Source organism: Bradyrhizobium sp. 521_C7_N1_3 (genome assembly GCF_052075975.1).
Taxonomy (GTDB): domain Bacteria; phylum Pseudomonadota; class Alphaproteobacteria; order Rhizobiales; family Xanthobacteraceae; genus Bradyrhizobium; species Bradyrhizobium japonicum.
Genome location: NZ_CP197232.1, coordinates 7,130,318 through 7,152,706, shown reverse-complemented (window position 1 = coordinate 7,152,706; position 22,389 = coordinate 7,130,318). Strand labels below are relative to the sequence as shown.

The 22,389-nt window shown below is 63.5% G+C and carries 21 protein-coding genes; 10 read left to right on the top strand and 11 right to left on the bottom strand.

The features are described from left to right. The first annotated feature begins 4 nt into the window (after positions 1-4). Entirely contained in the window at positions 5-451 is a 447-nt protein-coding gene (locus AB7008_RS33825) for a c-type cytochrome (RefSeq protein ID WP_014493924.1), read from the top strand. 96 nt (positions 452-547) lie between these two features. On the opposite strand, the gene AB7008_RS33820 is transcribed toward AB7008_RS33825, so the two are convergent. Continuing rightward, a complete protein-coding gene (locus AB7008_RS33820; RefSeq protein ID WP_212496280.1) occupies positions 548-823 on the bottom strand; it encodes a hypothetical protein in 276 nt (91 codons plus the stop codon). Positions 824-1,169: 346 nt separating this feature from the next. Between AB7008_RS33820 and AB7008_RS33815 the strand changes: the two genes are divergently transcribed. After that, positions 1,170-2,453 carry a cystathionine gamma-synthase family protein gene (locus tag AB7008_RS33815; protein ID WP_304490583.1) on the top strand — a complete coding sequence of 428 codons (1,284 nt, stop codon included), beginning with the start codon at positions 1,170-1,172 and terminating at the stop codon, positions 2,451-2,453. Positions 2,454-2,487: 34 nt separating this feature from the next. Here AB7008_RS33815 and AB7008_RS33810 read toward each other — a convergent pair whose 3' ends face one another. Continuing rightward, positions 2,488-2,760: a DUF1127 domain-containing protein gene (locus AB7008_RS33810; RefSeq protein WP_304490582.1), complete on the bottom strand. Its 273-nt coding sequence runs from the start codon at positions 2,758-2,760 to the stop codon at positions 2,488-2,490. A 170-nt stretch (positions 2,761-2,930) separates the two neighbouring features. Between AB7008_RS33810 and AB7008_RS33805 the strand changes: the two genes are divergently transcribed. Next, on the top strand, positions 2,931-4,499 hold the full coding sequence (locus AB7008_RS33805; RefSeq protein WP_441260192.1) for a winged helix-turn-helix domain-containing tetratricopeptide repeat protein: 1,569 nt from the start codon (positions 2,931-2,933) through the stop codon (positions 4,497-4,499). Positions 4,500-4,588: 89 nt separating this feature from the next. Here AB7008_RS33805 and AB7008_RS33800 read toward each other — a convergent pair whose 3' ends face one another. Continuing rightward, on the bottom strand, positions 4,589-5,005 hold the full coding sequence (locus tag AB7008_RS33800) for a CHRD domain-containing protein (RefSeq protein WP_038933787.1): 417 nt from the start codon (positions 5,003-5,005) through the stop codon (positions 4,589-4,591). A gap of 153 nt (positions 5,006-5,158) precedes the next feature. Between AB7008_RS33800 and AB7008_RS33795 the strand changes: the two genes are divergently transcribed. Further along, positions 5,159-6,088 (top strand): c-type cytochrome, encoded by a 930-nt coding sequence (locus AB7008_RS33795; RefSeq protein WP_441260191.1) that lies wholly within the window; start codon positions 5,159-5,161, stop codon positions 6,086-6,088. 1 nt (position 6,089) lies between these two features. Here the strand turns inward: AB7008_RS33795 and AB7008_RS33790 are convergent, their stop codons facing one another. From AB7008_RS33790 to AB7008_RS33780, 3 genes are all read right to left on the bottom strand, one after another. Then, positions 6,090-7,679: an alpha/beta hydrolase gene (locus AB7008_RS33790; RefSeq protein ID WP_441260190.1), complete on the bottom strand. Its 1,590-nt coding sequence runs from the start codon at positions 7,677-7,679 to the stop codon at positions 6,090-6,092. A 149-nt stretch (positions 7,680-7,828) separates the two neighbouring features. Continuing rightward, on the bottom strand, positions 7,829-8,698 hold the full coding sequence (ypfJ, locus tag AB7008_RS33785; RefSeq protein ID WP_441260189.1) for a KPN_02809 family neutral zinc metallopeptidase: 870 nt from the start codon (positions 8,696-8,698) through the stop codon (positions 7,829-7,831). A 538-nt stretch (positions 8,699-9,236) separates the two neighbouring features. Further along, positions 9,237-9,482 (bottom strand): Lrp/AsnC ligand binding domain-containing protein, encoded by a 246-nt coding sequence (locus AB7008_RS33780; protein WP_027560402.1) that lies wholly within the window; start codon positions 9,480-9,482, stop codon positions 9,237-9,239. A 230-nt stretch (positions 9,483-9,712) separates the two neighbouring features. Between AB7008_RS33780 and thiD the strand changes: the two genes are divergently transcribed. The 4 genes from thiD to AB7008_RS33760 all read left to right on the top strand — a co-directional run bounded on the left by thiD (position 9,713) and on the right by AB7008_RS33760 (position 13,659). Next, the gene (thiD, locus tag AB7008_RS33775) at positions 9,713-10,513 is read left to right on the top strand and encodes a bifunctional hydroxymethylpyrimidine kinase/phosphomethylpyrimidine kinase (protein WP_028159778.1); all 801 of its coding nucleotides are present in this window, start codon (positions 9,713-9,715) and stop codon (positions 10,511-10,513) included. Between the two features lie 228 nt (positions 10,514-10,741). Then, positions 10,742-11,554, top strand: a complete 813-nt coding sequence (locus AB7008_RS33770; RefSeq protein ID WP_441260188.1) for a UDP-2,3-diacylglucosamine diphosphatase — start codon at positions 10,742-10,744, stop codon at positions 11,552-11,554. Between the two features lie 13 nt (positions 11,555-11,567). Next, complete coding sequence (locus tag AB7008_RS33765) at positions 11,568-12,611, top strand: glycosyltransferase family 4 protein (RefSeq protein ID WP_248878779.1); 1,044 nt, start codon at positions 11,568-11,570, stop codon at positions 12,609-12,611. Between the two features lie 64 nt (positions 12,612-12,675). Further along, positions 12,676-13,659 carry a threonine/serine dehydratase gene (locus tag AB7008_RS33760; protein ID WP_248878778.1) on the top strand — a complete coding sequence of 328 codons (984 nt, stop codon included), beginning with the start codon at positions 12,676-12,678 and terminating at the stop codon, positions 13,657-13,659. 73 nt (positions 13,660-13,732) lie between these two features. Here the strand turns inward: AB7008_RS33760 and AB7008_RS33755 are convergent, their stop codons facing one another. Together AB7008_RS33755 and AB7008_RS33750 are read right to left on the bottom strand one after the other, a co-directional pair. Next, on the bottom strand, positions 13,733-15,559 hold the full coding sequence (locus AB7008_RS33755; RefSeq protein ID WP_441260187.1) for a caspase family protein: 1,827 nt from the start codon (positions 15,557-15,559) through the stop codon (positions 13,733-13,735). A 309-nt stretch (positions 15,560-15,868) separates the two neighbouring features. Next, positions 15,869-17,557 carry a Na/Pi cotransporter family protein gene (locus tag AB7008_RS33750; RefSeq protein ID WP_212496271.1) on the bottom strand — a complete coding sequence of 563 codons (1,689 nt, stop codon included), beginning with the start codon at positions 17,555-17,557 and terminating at the stop codon, positions 15,869-15,871. Positions 17,558-17,850: 293 nt separating this feature from the next. Here AB7008_RS33750 and AB7008_RS33745 point away from each other — a divergent pair, with 293 nt between their 5' ends. After that, positions 17,851-18,210 (top strand): hypothetical protein, encoded by a 360-nt coding sequence (locus tag AB7008_RS33745; protein ID WP_441260186.1) that lies wholly within the window; start codon positions 17,851-17,853, stop codon positions 18,208-18,210. A gap of 13 nt (positions 18,211-18,223) precedes the next feature. On the opposite strand, the gene AB7008_RS33740 is transcribed toward AB7008_RS33745, so the two are convergent. After that, positions 18,224-18,574 (bottom strand): ADP-ribosylation/crystallin J1, encoded by a 351-nt coding sequence (locus AB7008_RS33740; protein WP_304490573.1) that lies wholly within the window; start codon positions 18,572-18,574, stop codon positions 18,224-18,226. 125 nt (positions 18,575-18,699) lie between these two features. Then, positions 18,700-20,022, bottom strand: a complete 1,323-nt coding sequence (locus AB7008_RS33735) for a hypothetical protein (protein WP_304490572.1) — start codon at positions 20,020-20,022, stop codon at positions 18,700-18,702. A 75-nt stretch (positions 20,023-20,097) separates the two neighbouring features. On the opposite strand from AB7008_RS33735, the gene AB7008_RS33730 reads away from it, so the two are divergent. Beyond that, positions 20,098-21,294, top strand: coding sequence for an MFS transporter (locus tag AB7008_RS33730; RefSeq protein ID WP_212496268.1), 1,197 nt, complete (start codon positions 20,098-20,100; stop codon positions 21,292-21,294). Here AB7008_RS33730 and dgcA read toward each other — a convergent pair. Further along, positions 21,264-22,259, bottom strand: coding sequence for an N-acetyl-D-Glu racemase DgcA (gene dgcA, locus AB7008_RS33725; RefSeq protein WP_304490571.1), 996 nt, complete (start codon positions 22,257-22,259; stop codon positions 21,264-21,266). The genes AB7008_RS33730 and dgcA overlap by 31 nt on opposite strands. Between the last annotated feature and the right edge of the window lie 130 nt (positions 22,260-22,389).

Sequence of the window (22,389 nt, the reverse complement as noted above, 5' to 3'; positions counted from 1 at the left end):
GCGAATGAAGCGAGTGTTGGTTGTTGGGGGCGCGCTGCTGCTCGGCATGGGCGCGGTTTGGGCGCAGCAGGACTCCGTCAAGGAGGTCCAGGCCCTCATGAAGGGCAACGGCAAGAACGCCGGCGCGGTCGCGGCGATCGTCAAGGGCGAGAAGCCCTACGACCAGGCCACGGTGGACAGCGCGCTTGCGCAGTTCGCGGATACGGCCAAGAAGCTGCCGAACCTGTTCCCGGCGAGCGCAAAGGGCCAGAAGCCCGAGGGCGACTACAGCGCCTCGCCGAAGATCTGGGAGGACAAGGCCGGCTTCGACGCCAAGATCGCAAGCTTCGCCAAGGTCGTCGGCGAGGCCAGGGGCAAGATCAAGGATCTCGATTCGCTCAAGGCGACGTTTCCCGCGGTCGGCAAGGAATGCGGCGGCTGCCACGAGACCTTTCGTGTGAAGAACAGCTGAACGCGGAGCCGGCAAAAAGTGAGGGCGGATGCGCACGGCATCAGCCCTTTTTGCGTTGTGTGCGGGCGCCTCGGTTGACGAAGGCGAGCGTATCGCTCAGCCGGCTCCCGAAGCTTTTCGAGCGGCAGGCTTGCGAGTCTCTTTTTCGAGTAACCACCCTAAAGCCTTGGCTGGGTTCAACCAGCGCAACTCATCGATCTGTTCGGCGAGCGTCAGCGCATGAACGGTCAGTACCTCAATGTCCTGAGGATCGACGTCAGCCTTTTCCAGCACGTGTATGCACCGGTTGATCGCCGCCAGATCGAGCTGAAGTTGCTCGACCCTTGAGTGGTGATGTTTGGCCCCCACGACTTTCCATGGTCTTGCGCGCACTTTTTTTCTCCCCATACGCGGTCACGCCTTCGTGAGTGCTGTTTGTGGCGGCAACACGAAAATGGATGGACGGAATCGGGGATGTTTGCGGGCGGCCCGCCAAAGGTAGGGCCGCAGCGGGGAGCCCCGGACCATTGTGTTGAGGTGCCTCGGTTACCCTGACTTCGCTTCGTCGAACCACACCAAAAGGCAAAATTTGTCTGCGAGGCCTGGCTGATCGCTGTCGGGGCGCCGCGTATGAGCTTATCTTCAACCGCAGTCGCTGCGACGTTGACGAGTCGGATGCAGGCGCATCGCGGAGTTCCAATACGTGGCGAGAATCTGAATCCAAACAGCGAGACAGGCCATGGTCAAACCGTTCCCGTCGAAGACGCACATCGGCAACCATATGCTGCATCCGGAAACGCTCATGCTGACCTATGGCTATGATCCGCAATTGTCGGAAGGCGCCATCAAGCCGCCGGTGTTCCTGACCTCCACCTTCGTGTTCAAGACGGCCGACGACGGGCAGGACTTCTTCGATTTCGTCGCCGGCCGGCGCGAGCCGCCGGAAGGGATGGGCGCGGGGCTGGTCTATTCGCGCTTCAACCACCCCAACAGCGAAATCGTCGAGGACAGGCTCGCGATCTACGAGCGCACCGAGAGCTGTGCGCTGTTCTCATCCGGCATGGCGGCCATCGCAACCACGATCCTGGCGTTCGTCCGCCCCGGCGACGTCATTCTGCACTCGCAGCCGCTCTATGGCGGGACGGAAACCCTGCTGACGAACACGCTTGCGCGTCTGTCGATCGGCGCCGTCGGCTTCGCCGATGGCGTTGATGAAGCGGCGGTCAGCCAGGCCTCGGAGGAGGCCATGCGCAAAGGCCGGGTCTCGATGATTCTGATCGAAACTCCGGCCAACCCGACCAACGGGCTGGTCGACGTGGCGATGATGCGCCGGGTCGCCGAAGCCATCGGAAAGACCCAGGGACACATTCCAATCATCGCCTGCGACAATACGCTGCTCGGACCCGTGTTTCAGCGGCCGATCGAGCATGGTGCGGACATTTCCCTGTACTCGCTCACGAAATATGTCGGCGGTCATTCGGACCTGATAGCGGGTGCCGCGCTCGGCGCGAAAGCGATCGTGAAGGGCATCAAGGCGCTCAGGGGCGCCATCGGCACCCAGCTCGATCCGCATTCCTGCTGGATGATCAACCGCTCGCTCGAGACGCTGAGCCTGCGCATGGAGAAGGCCGACAGCAACGCGCGCCTCGTGGCGGACTATTTGCGCGATCACCCCAAGGTGGCCAAGGTCCACTATCTCGGCCATCTCGAAGAGGCTTCGCCGGCCGGAATGGTATTCGCGCGGCAATGCCTGGGAGCGGGCTCCACCTTCTCGTTCGACATCGTCGGCGGCAAGGACGCGGCGGTGAAATTCCTCAACGCGCTGCAAATCCTCAAGCTGGCGGTGAGTCTTGGCGGAACGGAGTCGCTTGCGAGCCTGCCTGCAACCATGACCCATTCCGGCGTTCCCGCCGACATCCGCCGGAAAATCGGCGTCCTCGATTCCACGATCCGCCTGTCGATCGGCATCGAAAACCCGACGGACCTGATCGCCGACCTCGCACAGGCGCTGAATGCGGCCTGAAGGCGCAGACCCGACATTGCCGGGGCGCGCTCAATCAACGCAATGAGGTCGGCCGTGCCGCCCCGCGCGAATGGCGCACGATGTCTCGTGGGTCGAGATCGCAGTTGGAGGCAACGTAGTCGATCTCGCCGCGTGTCGTGCCGATGTCCATCAACTCCCGGTCACTCAAGCCAGACAACGTGCCGCGCAATCTCCGGCGATCGCGACGTGCCTGAAAGACATCCCAGTATTTCCGGATCAGGCTGCGGAGATGCCGGGACGACATGGACGCCCGTTCCGGCCATATTGTACCTTGGATCAGGGTCATTGCAGTGCCCTCGGAGGGTGCTTTTCACCCCCAGAAGGTGCCCGAAGACCAACGCGCGTGCTTGACCGACAGCTTACATTTTTCCTACCGGCAGCTTATTCTTGCGACGTCCAGCGGGCCAAAAAGCTCACCCCGGTCGCCCCGGAGGGCTCACCCAAGGGATTCGCACCGTGCGCTATCTCTTTGAGGAGTATGCATTCGACGCCGGTCGGCGAGAGCTGCATCGCGGAGCGGATCGGATCTCAGTCACGCCAAAGGTGTTCGATCTCCTGGATTACCTGATCCGCAACCGGGAGCGCGTCGTAGGCAAGGATGAACTCATCGATGCCGTTTGGCAGGGGCGCTGCGTGTCCGATGCTGCGGTGACGACCCGCCTCAACAGTGCGCGATGCGCGATCGGGGATTCTGGCGAAGAGCAGCGGCTGATAAGAACACTGCCACGCAGAGGCTTCCGCTTCGTGGGGCAGGTCCGGGAAACGCTTGCCGCCGAGGGCGCCGCGGCCGCCGACGGCGGAGCCGAGACGCCGAAACCAGCGCTCTCGCTTCCCGACAAACCCTCGATCGCGGTCCTTCCATTCGCCAACCTGTGCCCGGATCCGGAGCAGGACTATTTTGCCGACGGTATGGTCGAGGAGATCATTTCGGGACTGTCGCGTTCGAAGTCTCTTTTCGTCATCGCGCGACATTCGACTCTGGCCTACAAGGGCAGGGCGATCGACGTCAAACAGATCGGTCAGGAGCTGGGCGTTCGCTACGTGCTCGAAGGCAGTGTGCGCAAGGCCGGCAATCGGGTCCGAATTGCGGGCCAGTTGATCGACGCGGCGACCGGCCTGAATCTCTGGACAGACCGGTTTGACAGCGAGATCGAAGATCTTTTCGACCTGCAGGATCGGCTGACGAGCAGCGTGATCGGCGCAATCTCCCCGCAGCTGGAGCGCGCCGAAATCGAGCGCGCCCGACGCCAGCCGACCGACAACCTTCAGGCTTACGACTATTATCTTCGGGCATTTGCCTCCTTCTTCAAATTCACCGCGGAAGCAAGCATCGAGGCTATCGAGCTCGCAAAAACTGCCCGCGAGATCGATCCCGAATTCGCGCGTGCATACGCGCTCGGCGCCCGTTGCTATGTCCTGAGGAATGTTTTCGACTGGATCACTGATGAAGCCCATGAACGCAGTGAAGCCGCGCGGCTGGCGAGACGAGCGGTTGAACTTGACAGGAATGATCCATCGGTACTTGCCATGGCCGGACATGCTCTCGCCCAGGTCCTCGGTGAAGTCGAGGAGGGCGAATCTCACCTGACGCGAGCGATAAAGCTGGACCCAAACCTCGTCATCGCACGGCATTGGAGCGGATGGGGCCAGCTCTGGCTTGGCCGCGGTGACGCCGCAGTCGAGCAGTTCAGTATTGCATTGCGTCTGAACCCGCTCCATCCGCATGGGAGCTGCAACGCCCAGACGGGTCTGGCTTACGCTTATTTCCTCGCCGGTCGCAATGAGGACGCCTTGTCCTGTGCTGCGTCAGCCGTCAGTCTGATCCCAATCTTTCCGCCTGCGCAATTCATTCTGGCAGCATGTCACGCAGCATTAGGCCAGGTCGAGGAAGCGCGGCGGATTTGCGCCGACGCGATCAAGCTATCTCCCAACAAGCGCATCGCCAACTACACATCGCGAATGCGTCGACCGCAAGATGCCGAAAAGCTGACGCAAGCGCTCCGGGTTGCCGGCATGCCGGAATGAGCGTGCGCGGCCACCTCGCGGCGTGCGGAATCGAAAAGGCCGGACGCTCCCTCCGGCGCCCGGCCTTCGCGTACGAAGCAGCCTTGAGGTTACTTCGTCACCTGGCCGCGGATCTCGCCGCCCGGATTGGCCGCGGTGTGGATGTTGACGTAGAGCTTGCCGGCGAGCAGGTCAGCAGCTTGCGCATCGGTCAGCGTCGCCGAGCCCTCGACCGGGCTCGAGGACGCATTCGGGATCGCGACCGCGACGCCGGCGTTCTTGCCGGCCTCGGCCGGCCCGTGGAAGTGGGCGGCCGTTGCCGGGCCGGACAGGCCGGAATAGGTGACCTTCCAGGACAACTTCTTGCTGGCGGCATCATAGTCCAGGTCGGCGGTTCCGGTGCCGCTGGTGGTGGTCGCGGGCACCTCGGACTTGCCGTCGAGCGTTGCTTTCAGCTTTTCGGCGCCGGCGGGGGCTGCAAAAGCTGCGGCGCCCAGCGCGACCATGGCGATGACGGTCTTGTTCATGACATTCTCCCTGAGACCTCGTTGGCCTGCCAACCTTCCAACATTGGCCGTTTCAGTTTATTCCCGTATCCGGCCGGGGCGGGCTAAATTCTTCGTGGCTGGAGCCGCGCGGACATCGGTCATAAGTTCGCGGCAAGCAATGAATGGATCTGCATGTTGCAACGAACAATTGTCGTGGCGCTGCTTGCCGCGGTCGCTGCCGCGGGCGTCTATTGGTGGCTCAGCGCGCCGGTGGTGGCGGCCGGTGCCGCCACAACGCCTGCCCATGTCCCCAATCTCGCCAATGGCGAGGTGATGTTCAACGCCGGCGGATGCGCGTCCTGCCATGCCGTCCCCGACCAGCCCGATCGCACCAGGCTCGGCGGCGGCGTCGCGATCAAGTCGCCGTTCGGAACGTTCTACGCGCCGAACATCTCCTCCGATCCGACCTACGGCATCGGCAAATGGACCGACGCCGATTTCGTCAACGCGGTCATGCACGGGGTCTCGCCGGACGGACAGCATTATTTTCCGGCGTTTCCCTACACATCCTATCAGCACGCCAGGCGCGAGGATGTGCTCGACCTCTTCGCCTATCTGAAGACGCTGTCGCCCGTCGCAGGCAAGGTGCGTGACCACGACGTGCGCTTTCCGTTCGACATCCGGCGCAACATCGGCATCTGGAAATTCCTGTTTATGGACGGAAAGCCCTTCGTCGCCGACGGCACGAAGTCGCCGCAATGGAATCGCGGCGCCTATCTCGTCAACAGTTTCGGTCATTGCGCCGAATGCCACAGCCCGCGCAACGCGCTTGGCGGCATCATCTCCGGAGAACGCTTTGCCGGCGGGCCCAATCCGGAAGGCGAGGGCTGGGTGCCCAACATCACACAGAAGCGTCTCGGCGAGTGGAGCGCGAAGGATATTGCCTATTTCCTCAAGACCGGCGAATTGCCCGACGGCGACAGCGTCGGCGGCGCGATGACGCGCGTGATCAAGAACACCTCGCAATTGCCGGACGAGGATCTCGCGGCCATGGCGGATTACATCAAATCGCTGCCGCCAGTAGACGGGCCGCCGCGGCCGAAACGCAAGGAAGCGAGCTAGTCTAGGGTATGTAGCGGAAGTATGCGGCTTTTTGGGGAGGCTCAGGAAAGCCCCGGATTTCAACTAGCCGTGGTGGAGGCTTGCCTTCCATAAGTAGTATCGCAAGGTCGTTAAGCACATTTCGTGTTGTGGCGAACGTGTTGTGATTTAGTCCGAACAGTTCATCTCCAATCAGACTGACGTCAATCGTCCAAAGTCCGGGTAAAACAACTGGCCCGGCATCAGGTACATCTCCTGCGCGCGGGATACCTCCGGCAATACGCTTCGATAGCTGCAATGCCTTGTCGTTCTTGGATGCGTAAAGTGTAAGCCCCTTGGTGACCTTTGCAACGCCGGAAATGTCTTGAACAAACATGTCTCGGTCCACATCGGGGGCCACCATAATCAACTGCGCGATAGCCGTGGGCGATCGTGTCGCTGCGCTATTTGATAGGGCCTCAACCGCGACCAAGTTCCCCATACTGTGAGCGATCACATCGATGTTGTCATATCCGGCTTTGTAAAGATCGTCGATCACGCGAAGAAAGGCCGTGCGCGAACCTAACGCGCTTTCTTTGTCATAGAGATAGTCCGCGATATCCCCGCGAGACGGCCATGAGAATAAGATTGTGGTGCCTCTGAATTGAAGATCCCAAGTTATCTGCGCTGCCCGGAGGACGGCGTCGCGGAATTTGGTATTGAAGCCATGGACAAACACGAGAGCCTTTTTCTTCTTCGTTGACGCCAGCGTTCTTATCCATTTCGCTTCGTCTGTTTTCTCGATGCTGCGAATAGTAAAATGCTTCGTTGGGTCAAGTGTGTCTCTTCTCAATTCAAATCCGAAGAGCTTAAGGCTCGGGGGCAATTCTATGTTTCCGACGTGGTGTCCTTCAGGCACCCGGACGCGAACGATCCCGACACTCAGATCAGGGTTGCGCTCGCCTGTGTAGCCGCTGACGGCAGTCCAGCCGTTTAAGCTGTAGACAGGAGGTCCATCGCTTGTGAATGCGGGCTGGGGATCGCCTTCGACATCGGGGGGAGTGTCCGACTGTTTGCGGTTCGTTGCATAGAAAAATTCAACGATACGTGTGTCGATTCTGGAGTCTTGCGCTGTACTTTGATTCCCCTTCTGAATCGCGCCGCCTTGGATATCCGGGTCTATTTTGGTGCCGCCGGGTCTAATCGTTGGCCTGATCGGGGCTGCTGTCACATCAAAAGGCGCGCGCCATGGCTCATCGTCTGCCAGCGTGACGGGCCTAAACCTCTCGATAGAAATCCGTTGAACTGAGTTGGAATCAGTGAGGAACTTCCAGTAACTCTCATACTGTGTGTTCTGAATCAAAAAGGTCACGCTATTTGGCTCGCGCTCGCGCTCCGATGCCGATAGGCAGCCTCGTAGCCGGTCCGAAAAGCGAGCGTATCGCCCAACGAAATTTTTGGCAGCTTCCGGCTGAACAATTGCCGGCATTCGCTCTGGGGCCTTCCGCGAGAACGCTTCGCAAATCTGAAGGACGTCTCGCTCGGCGACGATCGGTTGCGCGTAGCTGCTCCCGAAGCTCGTTGCGAAAGCAATTGACCAAACAGCCAAGTATTTTAACCAATGCTGGGGCACGGCACTCCCCTCAAATGAAAATGCAAGAGACCGAGCAGGCGTTCGTCGCGGAGTTTCTCTTGGTCCAGTGGGGGCTCCCCCAGCGGCCCCGCTCGGTAGTATGCAGTCGTCGTCGGACATCGGCTGTTGAGAGTTGGGAGCGGCGGGCCTCATTGCCGCGCTCCAGCAAAGGTGTTGCAGCTCTTCACCAATCCAGTGGCGTAACCGACATCGAACCAATGATGGCGCTGCGCAGCGCTGCCATGAGTGAACGAGTCAGGCACTACGTACCCCAAGGTACTTTTCTGCAGGGTGTCGTTGCCTAGTGCTTCTGTCGTTCGAATTGCCGCTGCTATGTCGCTCGCGTTGAGCTTCGCTTTCTCCTTAATTTTACGCGCCCAAATGCCGGCGAGACAATCGGCCTGCAACTCGAGAAGAACTTGTAACCGGTTTCTCTCCGCCTCCGTTTCCATGCTCCCTTGAAGCTCGCGCACTCTTGGCATAATTCCCAGCAAGTTCTGAACGTGGTGTCCGATTTCGTGGGCTATCACATAGGCCTGAGGAAGTTGACAGTCGGCGCCGCTCGAATCGCAGGCGTGAAGTTCAGCCTGCATCTCTTGGAAGAACGAAAGGTCGAGGTAGACTTTCTGATCACCAGGACAATAGAATGGTCCCATGATTTTCTCGGCTAATCCGCAGGCTGCCTGGGTGGCGTTTGTGTACAGGACGAGACGGGGTGGCCGATAAGTCAGGCGATCGGATGCGAAGATTGCCTGCCAGACTTCCTCCGTGCTGCCCAGAACTCGCGAAACGAAGAGATACATTTCGTCGCGCGGCGCACCGGTCTGGTCGCCCGACTTCGCTGGAAGCTCAGCATAAAGCCACTCGGCTTGCGCGTCATGGCTACTCGTTGTTGCCGTGAATCCTTCACCGAACAGGCGAGCCTGCTTGAAGCTGCCAACCTCGATCTGTTCAGTTTGAGCCACGCCATGACGTTGGAGCGGCTGGACGGATATTGGCTCGTGATAGCCGACCGTCATTTCCGTCGCAGGATTAAAGACGACTGACCCCGGACCAATCTTGTCGACTTGGTTCCGGAGGATGGCAGCGGGGTCTATCGGTGCTGGGTGAACTGCCCAGGCTAAGCCGCCCGTGCAAAGCACCCAGACAGCAACTGTTATCGAAACAAGCGGTCCTTTGGGCATTGCCGGCCCCTGGCGCTCACGATCCGTGCGAAAAGAGCATTCCAGGGTTGTATGTTCAATGAAATTTCTCACACTTTGCGCGCGGCATAAGTGCACGCGATCGGGCCCCCGAACTGTTCCTCTGCCGACCTAAGCGCGTGGGCTACGATGCAAAGGCCCCAACCACTTGGAGACTATCCGTTTTTTGACCGGACATTGGCGCGATGCCGACGCGGCCGTCGTCGATGACGCGCGTTCTTGCCAGCGCGAGAGCGGGCGAGCGCTGGAGGGTGTATGCGATGGTCAAAATCCGAAGAACTCACTTTGAGCACAATTGGTCCGCCGCGCTGTCTCGGAAGCGCACTTCCGATCCGGCCCTCTGTCAGTGCACGCCCTAACTCGTCCCAAACGCCTTGAAGGTGATGATGGTGAGGGTGTCCTGGATGCCCGGCAGCACCTGCACCTTCTCGTTGATGAAGTGGCCGATGTCGGTGTCCTTGTCGACGTAGAACTTCACCAGCAAATCGTAATGGCCGGCCGTGGAGTAGATCTCGGAGGCGATCTCGGCTTCGGCAAGCGCGTTGGCGACCGTGTAGGACTGGCCGAGTTTGCATTTGATCTGGACGAAAAAGGGAACCATTGCAGTCACTCCGAAGCATATCTGGCGGCTAGAGCCATTTCCGTTCCGATGAAATCGGAACGGGGCTCTAGATTCTAGTTTTGACGCGTTTTCTTCACGCGAACCGGTATCCACTTCGCTCGAAAACGCTCTAATAGGCCAAAACCGGCCGGATTTAGCAAGCGAACTTGCGGGCCGCCGGGGTGCGCGCTAGGACGGGCGATGGCCTCAAAAACGCGGAAAATCGCCCCATGACGACGCCCGTGGCGCTCACCATCGCCGGCTCCGATTCGAGCGGCGGCGCCGGCATCCAGGCCGACCTGAAGACCTTTGCGGCGCTCGGCGTCTATGGCGCCTCCGCCATCACGGCCCTGACCGCGCAGAACACGCGCGGCGTCACCGGCATCCACGCGGTGCCAGCCGACTTCGTCACCGCGCAGATCGATGCCGTGTTTTCCGATCTCGAGGTCGGTGCGGTGAAGATCGGCATGGTGGCGCAGGCCGCCAGCATCGATGCGATCGCGGAGGCGCTGTCGCGCTGGAAGCCTCGCCACATCGTGCTCGATCCCGTGATGGTCGCAACCTCCGGCGATCGCCTGCTCGCCGCGGAGGCGGTGGAAGCCCTGCGCAAGAAACTGATGCCGCTGGCGTCGGTGATCACGCCTAATCTGCCCGAGGCCGCGGCTCTGCTCGACGAGCCCGTCGCGACACGCGAGGCCGAGATCGAGAGCCAGGGGCGCCGGCTGCTGGCGCTGGGCTGCCGCGCGGTTCTGATCAAGGGCGGGCACGGCGAGGGCGCCGAAAGCACCGACTATCTCGTCGAGGCCGAGAACACGATCGCGCTTGCGGCGCCGCGCGTCGCCACCCGCAACACCCACGGCACGGGGTGCTCGCTATCCTCGGCCGTCGCGGCCGGGCTTGCCAGGGGCGAGGATCTGGAGCGGGCCGTGCGGAACGCCAAGGCCTGGATCAGCGCAGCGATCGCGGCCGCCGACCGCTTCAGCGTCGGCCACGGCCACGGGCCGATCCATCATTTCCACAAATTTTACTGATCCGGGCCGCGGGCGCACCGCCGGCGGCGCGCAAGACCGCTGCCGTTAACCTGTTCAGCCATCGGTTCCAGGGTCTTGCGGAGGCCGCTGCGGCGCCATGTCGCCTGATTGTCGCATGCGACTGATATTCGCGGGGAGGGCGAGGCAAGGTCTGATTCGTATTCGAGGGTGCCTCAAGGGTTCAATCTGTCATCCCCCTGTCACGGGACATTTGTTACAGGCTGGCGCATGGGAAGTTACGATGTGAGTGACGAGAGCCCGGAGCGGCGCTTTCGCACTTTGTTCATCTCCGACGTTCATCTCGGAGCCCGCGGTTCTCAAGCCGACCTGCTGCTCGACTTCCTGCGCTACCACGATGCCGATACGATCTATCTCGTCGGCGATATCGTCGACGGCTGGGCGCTGAAATCGAGCTGGCACTGGCCGCAATCGCATAACGACCTGGTCCAGAAGCTGCTGCGCAAGGCGCGCAAGGGCGCCAAGGTCATCTACATTCCCGGCAATCACGACGAGTTCCTGCGCAACTATTACGGCACGCATTTCGGCGGCATCGACGTCGTCGAGAACACCGTCCACACCGGCGTCGACGGCAAGCGCTATCTCGTCATCCACGGCGACATCTTCGATCTCGTGGTGCAGAACGCGCGCTGGCTCGCCCATCTCGGCGACAAGGCCTACGACTTCGCGATCCAGATGAATCGCTTCGTCAACTTCTTCCGGCGCATGTTCAAGGTGCCCTATTGGTCGTTGTCGCAATGGGCCAAGCAGAAGGTCAAGAATGCCGTCAACTATATCGGCGCGTTCGAGCAGGCGCTCGCCGCCGAGGCGCGGCGTCACGACGCCGACGGCGTGATCTGCGGCCACATCCACTATGCCGTGATCCGCGACGAGGCCGGCATCCGCTACATTAATTGCGGCGACTGGGTCGAGAGCTGCACGGCGCTGGTCGAGCATGACGACGGTCATTTCGAGATCATCACCTGGGCGGATCAGGCGCGGAAGCCGGCACAAGTCCCGCAGGTCGCAGCCAGAGCTGCATAACAGAGGCCGCTTGATGCGCATCCTGGTCGCGACCGACGCCTGGCACCCGCAAGTCAACGGTGTGGTTCGGACGCTGACCAAGCTCGCAGACGCCGCCAACGCGCTCGGCGTCGAGTTCACGTTCCTGACGCCGCAATCGTTCCGCACCTTCGCGATGCCGAGCTACCGCGACGTGCGGCTCGCCATGCCGCGCCCGGCGCGAATCGCGAAGCTGATCGAGGAGGCGCGCCCCGACAGCATCCACATTGCGACGGAGGGGCCGATCGGCCTGATGGTCCGCCGCTACTGCCGCCAGCGCAAGCTGCCGTTCACGTCCAGCTTCCACACCCGCTTTCCCGAATATGTCCGCGCCCGCGTGCCGGTTCCGGAATCCCTGATCTGGCGGGCGCTGCGCCGATTTCACGCGCCCAGCCGCGCCGTGATGGCGGCAACGCCGGCGCTCGCCCGCGAGCTTGGCGAACGCGGCTTCGACAACGTCGTGCTGTGGCCGCGCGGCGTCGACACCAGCCTGTTCCACCCCCGCGGGATCGACCTCTGCCTGCCGGCGCCGGTGTTTCTCTCGGTCGGCCGGGTCGCGGTGGAGAAAAACCTCGAGGCGTTTCTCGATCTCGATCTGCCCGGCACCAAGGTGATCGTCGGCGACGGCCCGGCGCGGGGCGCGCTGGAAGAAGCCTATCCGGATGCGATCTTCCTGGGCGAGAAGCACGGCGAGGCGCTGGCGGCAATCTATGCGGCGGCCGACGTGTTCGTGTTCCCCAGCAAGACCGACACGTTCGGCCTGGTCCTGCTGGAGGCGCTCGCCAGCGGCCTGCCGGTCGCGGCCTTCCCGGTGAAGGGCCCCCGCGACGTGATCGGCGATGCACCGGTCGGCGCCCTCGATCACGATCTTCGCAATGCCTGCTTCGCCGCGCTCGACGTGTCCCGTCAGGACTGCGTCGAATTCGCTGCCAATTACACCTGGGAAGCCTCGGCGAGGGCGTTTGTGGACAGCATCAAGGCGGTTGGCGCGGTGCTTCCAGGCAGGAATGGGGCCGAGCCGGTTAGTTTCGTAGCCTGAAAACCAAGGTTCATCGCGCGGAGGTGTCTTGCCCCGCGCCTCGTCCGGCGCGATAACATTGGGCATGACCGAACAGCTCCTCCCGATCGGCCCTGCCGATATCGAAGCAGCAGCGCGCGTGATCGCGCCCTTCGCCATCCGCACCCCGCTGTTGTCTTTTCCCGTGCTCAACGAGCGCGTCGGCGCGAAGGTCTTCCTGAAGCCGGAGATGCTCCAGCGCACCGGCTCCTTCAAGTTCCGCGGCGCCTTCAACAAGGTCGCCTCGATCCCGCAGGACAAGCGCGCCGGCGGCGTCGTCGCATTCTCGTCCGGCAACCACGCCCAGGGCGTGGCGGCCGCGGCCAAGATCCTCGACATGCAGGCGACCATCGTGATGCCTGCGGATGCGCCGCTGTCGAAGCGCGAGCGCACCAAATCCTACGGCGCCGAGGTCGTGCTGTACGATCGCGATCGCGACGACCGCGAGGCGATCTCGCGCGGCATCGCCGAGAAGCGCGGCGCTACGCTGGTCAGGCCCTATGACGACCCGTTCGTGATCGCGGGGCAGGGCACTGCAGGTCGCGAGATCGCGGAGGACATGGCTGCGCTCGGCCTCAGTCCCGACATCGTGGTGGCGCCGGCCTCCGGCGGCGGCCTGATCGCGGGCGTCGCCACGGCCGTGAAGGCGCGCTATCCACGAGCCGAGATCGTGGTGGCCGAACCCGAGGCGTTCGACGATCACGGCATTTCGCTGACCGCCGGCCACCGCGAGCCGCATGGGCCTGCGGGCCGCACCATCTGCGATGCGCTGATGGCGCTGATCCCCGGCGAGATGACCTTTGCGATCAACAGCAAGCTCTTGGCGCGCGGCGTAACTGCATCCGACAAGGAAGTCGGCGCGGCCGTGGCGTTTGCCTATCGCGAGTTGAAGCTGGTGGTCGAGCCGGGCGGTGCGGTGGGCCTTGCCGCGCTGCTTGCGGGACGTCTCGACGTCGCCGGCAAGAACGTCGTCATCGTCCTCTCCGGCGGCAATGTGGATGCGGATCTGTTTGCCGAGCTGGTGGCCTAGGTTTCGGACCTTCTAACATGAGGAAGGGGCAGAGCGTTGCCGCTCTGCCCCTTTGTCGTTTCGCTTGTGGCGATCAGCGCATGATGCCGCGGTGATTGTTGCCGCCGCCCATGGAGGGCGCCTGGTTCATCGACTGCCGGAAGTTGTTGCTGTTGCCGCCGTTGTTGACCACACGGTTGGTCGCATTGAACTGCGGGCGGTTGTTCTGCTGGTTGTTCTGGACCTGCACTTTGTTCACCGGGTTGTTGTTGAGCTTCACGATGCCGGTGTTGCCGTTGTTGACGCGGATCGCGTTGTTCTGCGTCTGAACGACCGGCTTCGTATCGACGGTCGTGCCACCCTTGCCGACATTCACCGGCATGCTCACGATCTTGCCAGAAGTGCCTTTGGTCGTGCCGCTATTGTTGCTGCCGCCGTTCGGCGTATTGTTGGTCGCGGGCAGCGTCACGATCTTGCCGGTGCTGCCATTGGTATTGGTCGTGTTGGTCGGTGCAGGCAGGGTGACGATCTTGCCCGGGGTCTGCGATGGCATGCCGTTCGGCTGATTGTTGCCCGAGGGCAGGTTGACGATCTGGCCGCCATTGCCGAGCTTGCCGAGGACGTTGCTGTCGACCGGCTTCTGCACGACCGGCAGGTTGCCGTTCACTTGCGCGCCGCCATTGCCCTGCTGCATCAGCGGCATGTATTTGGGCTGGCCGAGATTGCCGACCTTGAAGGTCGGGGCAACGTTCTGCGGTGCCAGGAACTTGGTCGCCTGCATCAGCGGGATCAGCTTCGGCTGGGCCTGCAGCTTCAGCGCGGATTGCGCATAGGGGCTGTTGCCGTAGCTGTCATAGAAGCTCTTGTAGCCGAGCGGGGAGTTCGCGAGCACCGCCTTGTGCCAGGCCTGCGTGATCAGCAGGTTGTTGAGCAGCCAGCGGATGTGGTCGCACAGCGGGTCGTGCGGGTACATCTGGATGAACTCCTCATAGTACTCCGGACGTCCCTCGGACACGACGTAATCATAGGCCTGGCGCGTCGAGCGGCTCGGCAGGTTGGAGGCCATCTGCACGACCGGCGCGCTCACCGGCGCGCGGTTGGCGGCGACAGCGGTGTCACCGAAGAAGGTGAAGTCCGAGGTCAGCGACGAGCTTTCCCACGGGATCTGCGCGCCGCTGGTGGTCTGGTTCACTTCCAGACGCACGCGCTTGAACAGCTGCTCGATCGGCACGTTGGGTTCGCGTGCGGCGTTGAGGAAGGCCTGGGTGTAGGGGCTGTGGCCGTTGGTGCCGTCCTGTGCTTCCGCGCCCGGCGCGGTCGAATAGCCGACGATCGAGCCGTTCGGCGCATCGACGATGGCCAAGCCGCGGCCGGCGTCGTTGACATCAGGGAACGGATTGTTGCGGCAGGCATCGAGGATGACGATGCGCATGCGGCTCGGGATCGTCTCCAGCGTCGACATCACGTCGACCAGGCGCACCGAGTTGCTCACGAGCTCGGTGGGGTTCGAAACCTTCGCGTCCACGGGAACGAGATAGTTCTCGCCGGCGAGCTGCACACCGTGACCGGCGTAGTAGACGATGGCGACAGTGTTCGGACCCCGCGCGGAAACCTTGGCGGAAAAGTCCTGGACGACGCGGAGCATGTCGTTCTGGGTCAGGTCGGTCGCGGCAACCACCTCGAAGCCGGCGGAGTTCAGGAACTGCGCCATCGACTCCGCGTCATTGTCGGGGTTTTGGAGCTGTGGCGCGTTCTTGTAGTTGGAATTGCCGATCACCAGCGCCACGCGCTGTTCCGGGCCTTGCAGCGCGGTCGGGGCAGGCTGGACCGGGGCGACCTGCGCGGAAGCAGGGCCGCAGGCGAAGCTGAACAGGCTTCCCACGAGGCTAGCCGTCATCAGGAAAGGCTTTAGGCGGAACATGGCGTGCTCCTCTGGCACTCATCTCGATGCGAGGTTGGTTGCGAGGAAGCTTGGTCGCGTTCGAGCCCGTGGCCCGTGCTCGCAAACACCATGGTGAGCTGCGTGATCTGAATCACGTTTGGAACCCGCTATGGTGAACGGCCGATGATCGGCCGCGCCGGTTCGGCCCGCGAAGACCGTGCTTTTGTTCTATCGCGCGGCGGCTTTGAGCTTTGGTGTGGCGCAGGTCGGCGACATGCTTCCTGATCAGGAAGGGCGTGATCTGAACGGTCATCGCGCTTCAGGCTGCTGTTTGAACATATCTCCGCGCTAGCCCCGCCCCATCAGATGAGCCGCCGAGCGCCAGGCGTGCTGCGACAGGGCTTCGAGGTTTCGCACCGCCTCGACACGAAGCAGGGCGGCGTCGGCGGTCAGGGTTCCATTGGCCACCGCACCGAGCGTCGCACTGCGATGGGCGCGCAGCATTTCGGCGAGCTGTGTCGTACAACGCTCGAGTTCGGCGATCGCCTCGTCGGGCGGGTCGGCGCGCGGACCGGCCATGGCGTCGCCGGCGCGCGAGGTGGGTACGGAGTGCGGCGATCCGTCGACGCGGGGCGGCGCCGCCACGCCGCGCGCAATCGCAGCCGCGCTTCGCATGATCTCGGCACATAGCTCTCGGGCGCGGATGTCCTCCGGTCCGCTTGCCACCGAAGCGAAATTGTTTCCTCCACTTGCGAGGTCCGTCAGCCGGGACGCGTGGTCGAGGGCGTGCAGCGTGCTCGTCAGACGCTGTTGCTCGTCGTCGGTCTCAGGCGGTCCAGCCACATCCGACAGGAATATTTGCGCCTGGCGCACGGCATCGGCCGCCTCCTCTACGGATACAGCGTCCTTCCCCAGGCGTATCGATCCAGCGCGGCCGTCCAGTTTCGCCTCGACCGAACTGCACACCGTCAAGAGCACGCGCGCGATCGTGCGCCGTACCGCTTCCACCGCCACGATCGGGGTCTCAAGCGCCGAAGGATCGAGACATCGCGTCAGCGGCGAGCCGCGCTCGGGCAGAATCCGTTCGACCAGTCGCGTGAACGGATTGATCAGGGGCAGCAGGACCGCGACGCCGACGACGTTGAAGGCCGTGTGGTAGCCGGCCAGCAGCGTGACGCCGTCGATCGTGTCGGAGGCGTGCAGCAGCAAGGGCGTTACTATGGGAAAAGCCACCAACGCGATGAGTGCGGCAATCAGCTTGAAAAGAACGTAGGCGATGGCCAGCCGCTTCGCGGTCGGGCTCGCGCCGATCGCGGCCAGGGCGGAACTCGTCGCTGTTCCGATGTTCTGGCCGATGATCAGGGCGCAGGCCTGGTCCAACCCGATCGCGCTCGCGAAATAGGCGGACAGGGTCACCGCGATCGCGGCCGTCGACGATTGCATCAGCGCTGTCATGACCAATCCGATCACGACCAGCGCCAGCACGCCGAAGAGGCCCGACCACCATGACACCCCGGGACTGCCGAGGACTGCGGGCAGGTCCGCCGGGTGCAATCGTTCAGCCAGGCCGCCCATGCCCTGCTGCAGGGTCGTCAAGCCGAACAGCACAAGTCCGAAGCCGGCGAGCGCGGCGCCGACCCCGGAGATTCGTCCCCTGCCGAGAAGCTTGGTCAGCGCGCCGACGAAGATCATCGGCAGCGCCGCGGCCGTGAGCGAGACGCGGACGCCGATCAGCGCGACCAGCCAGCCGGTCCCGGTGGTGCCGATATTCGCGCCGAAGACGAGGCTCAACCCTTGCTGGAAGGTCAAGAGGCCGGCGCTGACGAGACCGATCGTCGTCATGGTCGTTGCGCTGGAGGACTGCACCAGCAGCGTGACCACGGCCCCCCAAAACGAGCCAAGCAGCGGCGTTGACGCAGCGTTGCCGAGCACAGTGCGTAGCGCGGAGCCGGCCAGCGTCTTCAGGCCCTCCGTCATCACGGTCATGCCGAGCAGGAAGAGACCTACCCCGCCGAGCGTCGAGATCGCCGTGGACATGTGTGCTCCTTCCGACAGGGCACCCCGAATAGCGAAGCAGACAGTACAGCAACGGACTGCTGAAAGGTCGGATCAATTATTGCACGATGGTCGGGCTTCCCGCATTTCGGATGGGCGTGATCAGCCGGGGGACGTCATCGAATCGGTCCGGCCGCCCGATCGCCGCGTGCCGACGCGTAACGATTCCGCGAAAGCCGGCATGGCTGCGTGTGGGGGATATTGATCGAGGCGGCGAAAAGTCTCGCACCCGGATTTGAATGGCCTTCTCGCAAGCGACTGTCTATGGTCGATGCATGTCGCGCCTTATGTGTCTATCCATTGCTGTCGCCCTGTCGCTGCTGCCCGCCATCGCGTCTGCTGCGTCATCTCAAAAACGCCCCAAGCCGGTCTGGCATGGTTACGGCTTCCTGCCGGGCTATCGCCAGCCGCTGAGCAACAGCATTCCGCTCTACAAGCAGAAGGAGGCGATGCGGCGCATGTCGCGCAGCGACCGCCGCCATTGGTACATCGACCCGGTGCCCCAATATTACGGCTGGGATGGCGAATGGCGCTATTTCGGCCGGCCCGGCTTCGGCGGCGGCCGCTACAATGGCGGCAGCTTCGGGCCGTGCTGGACGCGGACCCCGATCGGCGCGGTGTGGAATTGCGGGTGAGCGCGCGCTGCGATTAAGGGAAGCTGTGGACGATTTCGATCATGCCGACGATCGCGGCGTTGAACGCATCAAGGTCTTCGGCCGGAATCCAGTACTCCAGATGTGAGCGCCCGCCGGCTTCTTGCACGTCGTACTTCGCGATGAAGCTGCGCTTGACCGCAAAGCGCGTCACGAAGCCCGAGCCGCTCGCCGGCACATTCCAGTCGCGCGCGATCTTGACGGCGTAGTCCTCGGTCAGCACCGGATAGAAGATCGGCTGATCACGCAGGCGCGGCGGAAACGCACGCATGCCGGATTGCTCGATCAGCTCCAGCTCCTTCGGGCCCACAGGGCGCCAGAGGGTGAGGGTGTCTGCGGTGGACATGGTCGCGATAACCGGGCTCTCGTGGACGTCATTGCGAGCGGAGCGAAGCAATCCAGAGTCTTTCTGCTGAGGCAGTCTGGATTGCTTCGCTGCGCTCGCAATGACGATGTAGAGCGTGCTTCCCTTTACGAGAAGAACGCGATCTTCTCGGCCTGGGTCATGCGGCGGATTGGCGCCATGGGGTCGTTGGCCGCCGCGCGGGGCTTTTGCAGGATGCCGCTGGCGAGGATGGTGGCGCCGAGCGAGGGCTCGGGCAAGGAGGTGGACAAGGGCGAGGGCATCGGAAGCGTCGCGGTCGGCGCCGCACCGAATGTCGCGGCGGCCGCCATGGCCGGGGCCGGCTGCTCCATCACTTCGGCGGCGGCCTCCGCGATGGCGTCGGTCAGGCGCGCGAGCGAGTCCATCGCGATCGGCGCGTCTTCGGCGGGCTCCTCCGCGACTGCGGTGGCGGCCGGCTCGGCTGCGACCGGCTCCGGAAGCTCTGCGGCGATGGGGGCTGCGACCTCCGCGACCATCGGCGCCGGAATGGCCGCTGCCAGCTCGACCGGTTCGGTGATCTCGTCGAACTCCGGATCGGGCGCGGCCATTTCCAGCGCGATGGCCTCGAGGATGGCTTCGTCCTCGGCTTCCGCGGCGGCATCGAGCGAAACCCCGTCAGTCACCTCGGCGAACACGGCGGCCTCTGCGATCTCCTCTTCGGGTTCGACCTGATTGCCGGCGACGAGCTCCGGCTCGGTCGCGACGTCCAATGCCTCCTGGCCAACGGCGCGTGCTTCGGCGGTGCCGGCCTCGACCGCTGCTTCAGGCGCCGGAGTCGCTGCGATGTCCTGCGGCGCCTCCGTAAAAGCCACGGGCGCTTCCTGCACCGGCGCAGGCGCGGGATGCACCGTCGCTTGCGGCGCTGTGTCGCCGTCACCATCGAGCTGCTCGACCCGATCCCTGAGCAGATCGAATGCGGCCTTGAGCTCGACGCGGGGGTCGATGGTCGATAGCTGTCCGCAAGCCGCCTCGATGGAGGCGAGCTGCGAATCAATGAGATCGCAGATTCGCCCGTCGGCGCCGATCTCGCGCCAGCGCCAGGAGATCTCCTTGATGATGCGCACGCCGCGCGGAATCGGCGCGAGGCTGGCCTCGATCGCCGCGGGATCGAAGGCGGCGATCGCGATCGTCTCGGCTTCGCGGATGGCGCGGCGGATCTCGACCAGCGCCTCGGGCAGGCGATCCTCGACGACCGGTTGTCGCTGTGCCGCAAGGGTTTCTTCGATTTTCGCGACCGCATCGAGCACCATGCGGGTATCCGCATTGCGGTTGCGCTTGGCATATTCGCCGAGGAACCAGCGGCCGCGCGCGGTCTCCATGAAGGCTTCGCGGATCGCGTCGTAATCCTGCTCGTTCGGCTCGGCCGCACGGGCAGACATAGGCGAGAGGGCGAATGCTTCGTTGGCCATGACAATCTCGTCGCGCAAATCACCACGCGTTACTGTAACGATCACCACGATATCGACCGAATCGCAATTGGTTTGATGGCAGGCGAATCACAAATCCCCACGCAAGCCGCCGTAAAGCGGCGATTCGCCGTGAGTCTGGCGCTGTTCTATTCGGCGGTCTTCGCGGTGTCGGGCACGCATCTGCCGTTCTTTCCGGTCTGGCTGAAGGCGATCGGCATCGACGCAAGCTGGATCGGCCTCATCAACGCGCTGCCGGCGATCACGCGCTTCACCACGCTGCCGCAGATCACCGCCCTTGCCGAAAGGCGACATGCCATTCGCGCCGGCATGATGGTGTCGGTGCTGGCAACCGCGATCGGGTTCACGGCGGTCGGCCTGCAGCAGCAGCCGCTGGCGCTGTTCCTGATCTATGCGCTGACCTGCATGATGTGGACGCCCACGACGCCGCTGACCGACGCCTATGCGCTGCGCGGCGTTGTGCGCTACGGGCTCGATTACGGACCCTTACGGCTGTGGGGCTCGGCGGCGTTCGCCGCGGGCTCGCTCGCCTGCGGCTATCTCGTCGACCACATCGCGGTGCGCGATCTGATCTGGATCATCGTCGCGTGGGCCGTCGTTGCGGTCGCCGCCAGCCTGCTGCTGCAGCCGCTCGACGATGTCAGGCGAAGGACGACGGAGGCGCATGCCGGCAAGGCCTTGCTGCGCGATGGCGGTTTCTGGGCCGTCATCGCGTCGGCCGCGCTGATCCAGGGCAGTCACGTCGCCTATTACACGTTCTCGGCCATCAACTGGCAGCTCCACGGCTTCGGCGGGTTGACGATCGCGGGCCTCTGGACGCTGGGTGTGATCGCCGAGATCGTCGTCTTCGCGCTGTCGCCGCGCTTCTCGCTGTATCCGTCCACGCTGATCGCGATCGGCGGCGTGAGCGCCGTGGCGCGCTGGATCGTCACCGCGCAGGAGCCGCCGCTGGCGCTGCTCGTGATCGTGCAGCTCGGCCACGGCCTCACCTTTGGCATGACCATCGTCGGCACCATGAACCTTCTGGTGCAGCGCGTGCCATCGCATCAGATCGCCCGGGGGCAGGGCTATTACGCCGCGTGCAACGGGCTGCTGGGTGCAGCGACATCGATCGCGTCAGGTGCGATCTACGCCCGCATCGGCGACAGCTTGTACTACGTCATGGCCGCGATGGCCGCGGCCGGCGCGCTGGTGATCTGGTCCGCGCGGCATCGGCTCAAGGCTCATCCCCAGAGCGAGGTCTCAGGCGGATAGACCAGGCTGTCGTCGTAGCGCAGCCCATGATCGCGATCGCGCGCGAGCAGCAGCGGGCCGTCGAGATCGACGAAGCGCGCCTGCGGCGTCACCAGCATTGCCGGGGCCATCGACAACGAGGTCGCGACCATGCAGCCGATCATGATCTCGAAACCGAGCGCCTGCGCCGCATCGGCCATCGCCAGCGCCTCGGTGAGACCGCCGGTCTTGTCGAGCTTGATGTTCACGGCGTCGTAGCGCTCGCGGAGCGGCGCGAGCGATTTGAGGTCGTGCACGCTCTCGTCAGCGCAGACCGCGAGTGGCCGCTTGATCCGCGCCAGCGCGCCATCCTTCCCGGCCGGCAGCGGCTGCTCGACCAGGGTGACGCCGACGGCGTCGCAGGCGGCGAGATTCTGCTCCAGATTGGCCTCGGTCCAGGCCTCGTTGGCATCCACGATCAGCTCGGATTCGGGGGCGGCCTTCCGAACCGCCGCGATCCGCTCCGCATCGCCGTCGCCGCCGAGCTTGATCTTGAGCAGGGGTCGGTGCGCCGCCTTGGCGGTCGCCGCCGCCATGGCCTCGGGGGTGCCCAACGAAATTGTGAAGGCGGTGGTGCGCTCGCCCGGCACCGGGCGGTCCAGCAGGTTCCAGGCCCGCAGGCCGGTCGCCTTGGCCTCGAGGTCGATCAGGGCGCAATCCAGCGCGTTGCGAGCGGCTCCCGGCGGCATGGCGGCCTGCAGGGCTTCTCGCGACAGGCCGCCGGCGACGGCCGCCTGCATGGCCTGGATGGTGGCAAGGGTCGCCTCGGGGGTCTCGCCATAGCGGGGATAGGGGACGCATTCGCCGCGACCGGTGAGGCCGTTCCGGCTCACTTCGGCCACGACGGTCACGGCCTCGGTCTTGGCGCCCCGGCTGATGGTAAAACTGCCGGCGATCGGAAAGCGCTCGATTCGCGCGGCCAGGGCGGGAACTTTGCTGGAAGTCATTTTGAACTCTGGCGAAATCTGAACCTGCTAGTTACCTCTAGCAACTAACATTAACCAGTTGGGGATACCTTCTCTGGGTAAGGGCGTGTGCACAACCATCTGATTCTACCCGTTTCTCGCGCCCCGGCAC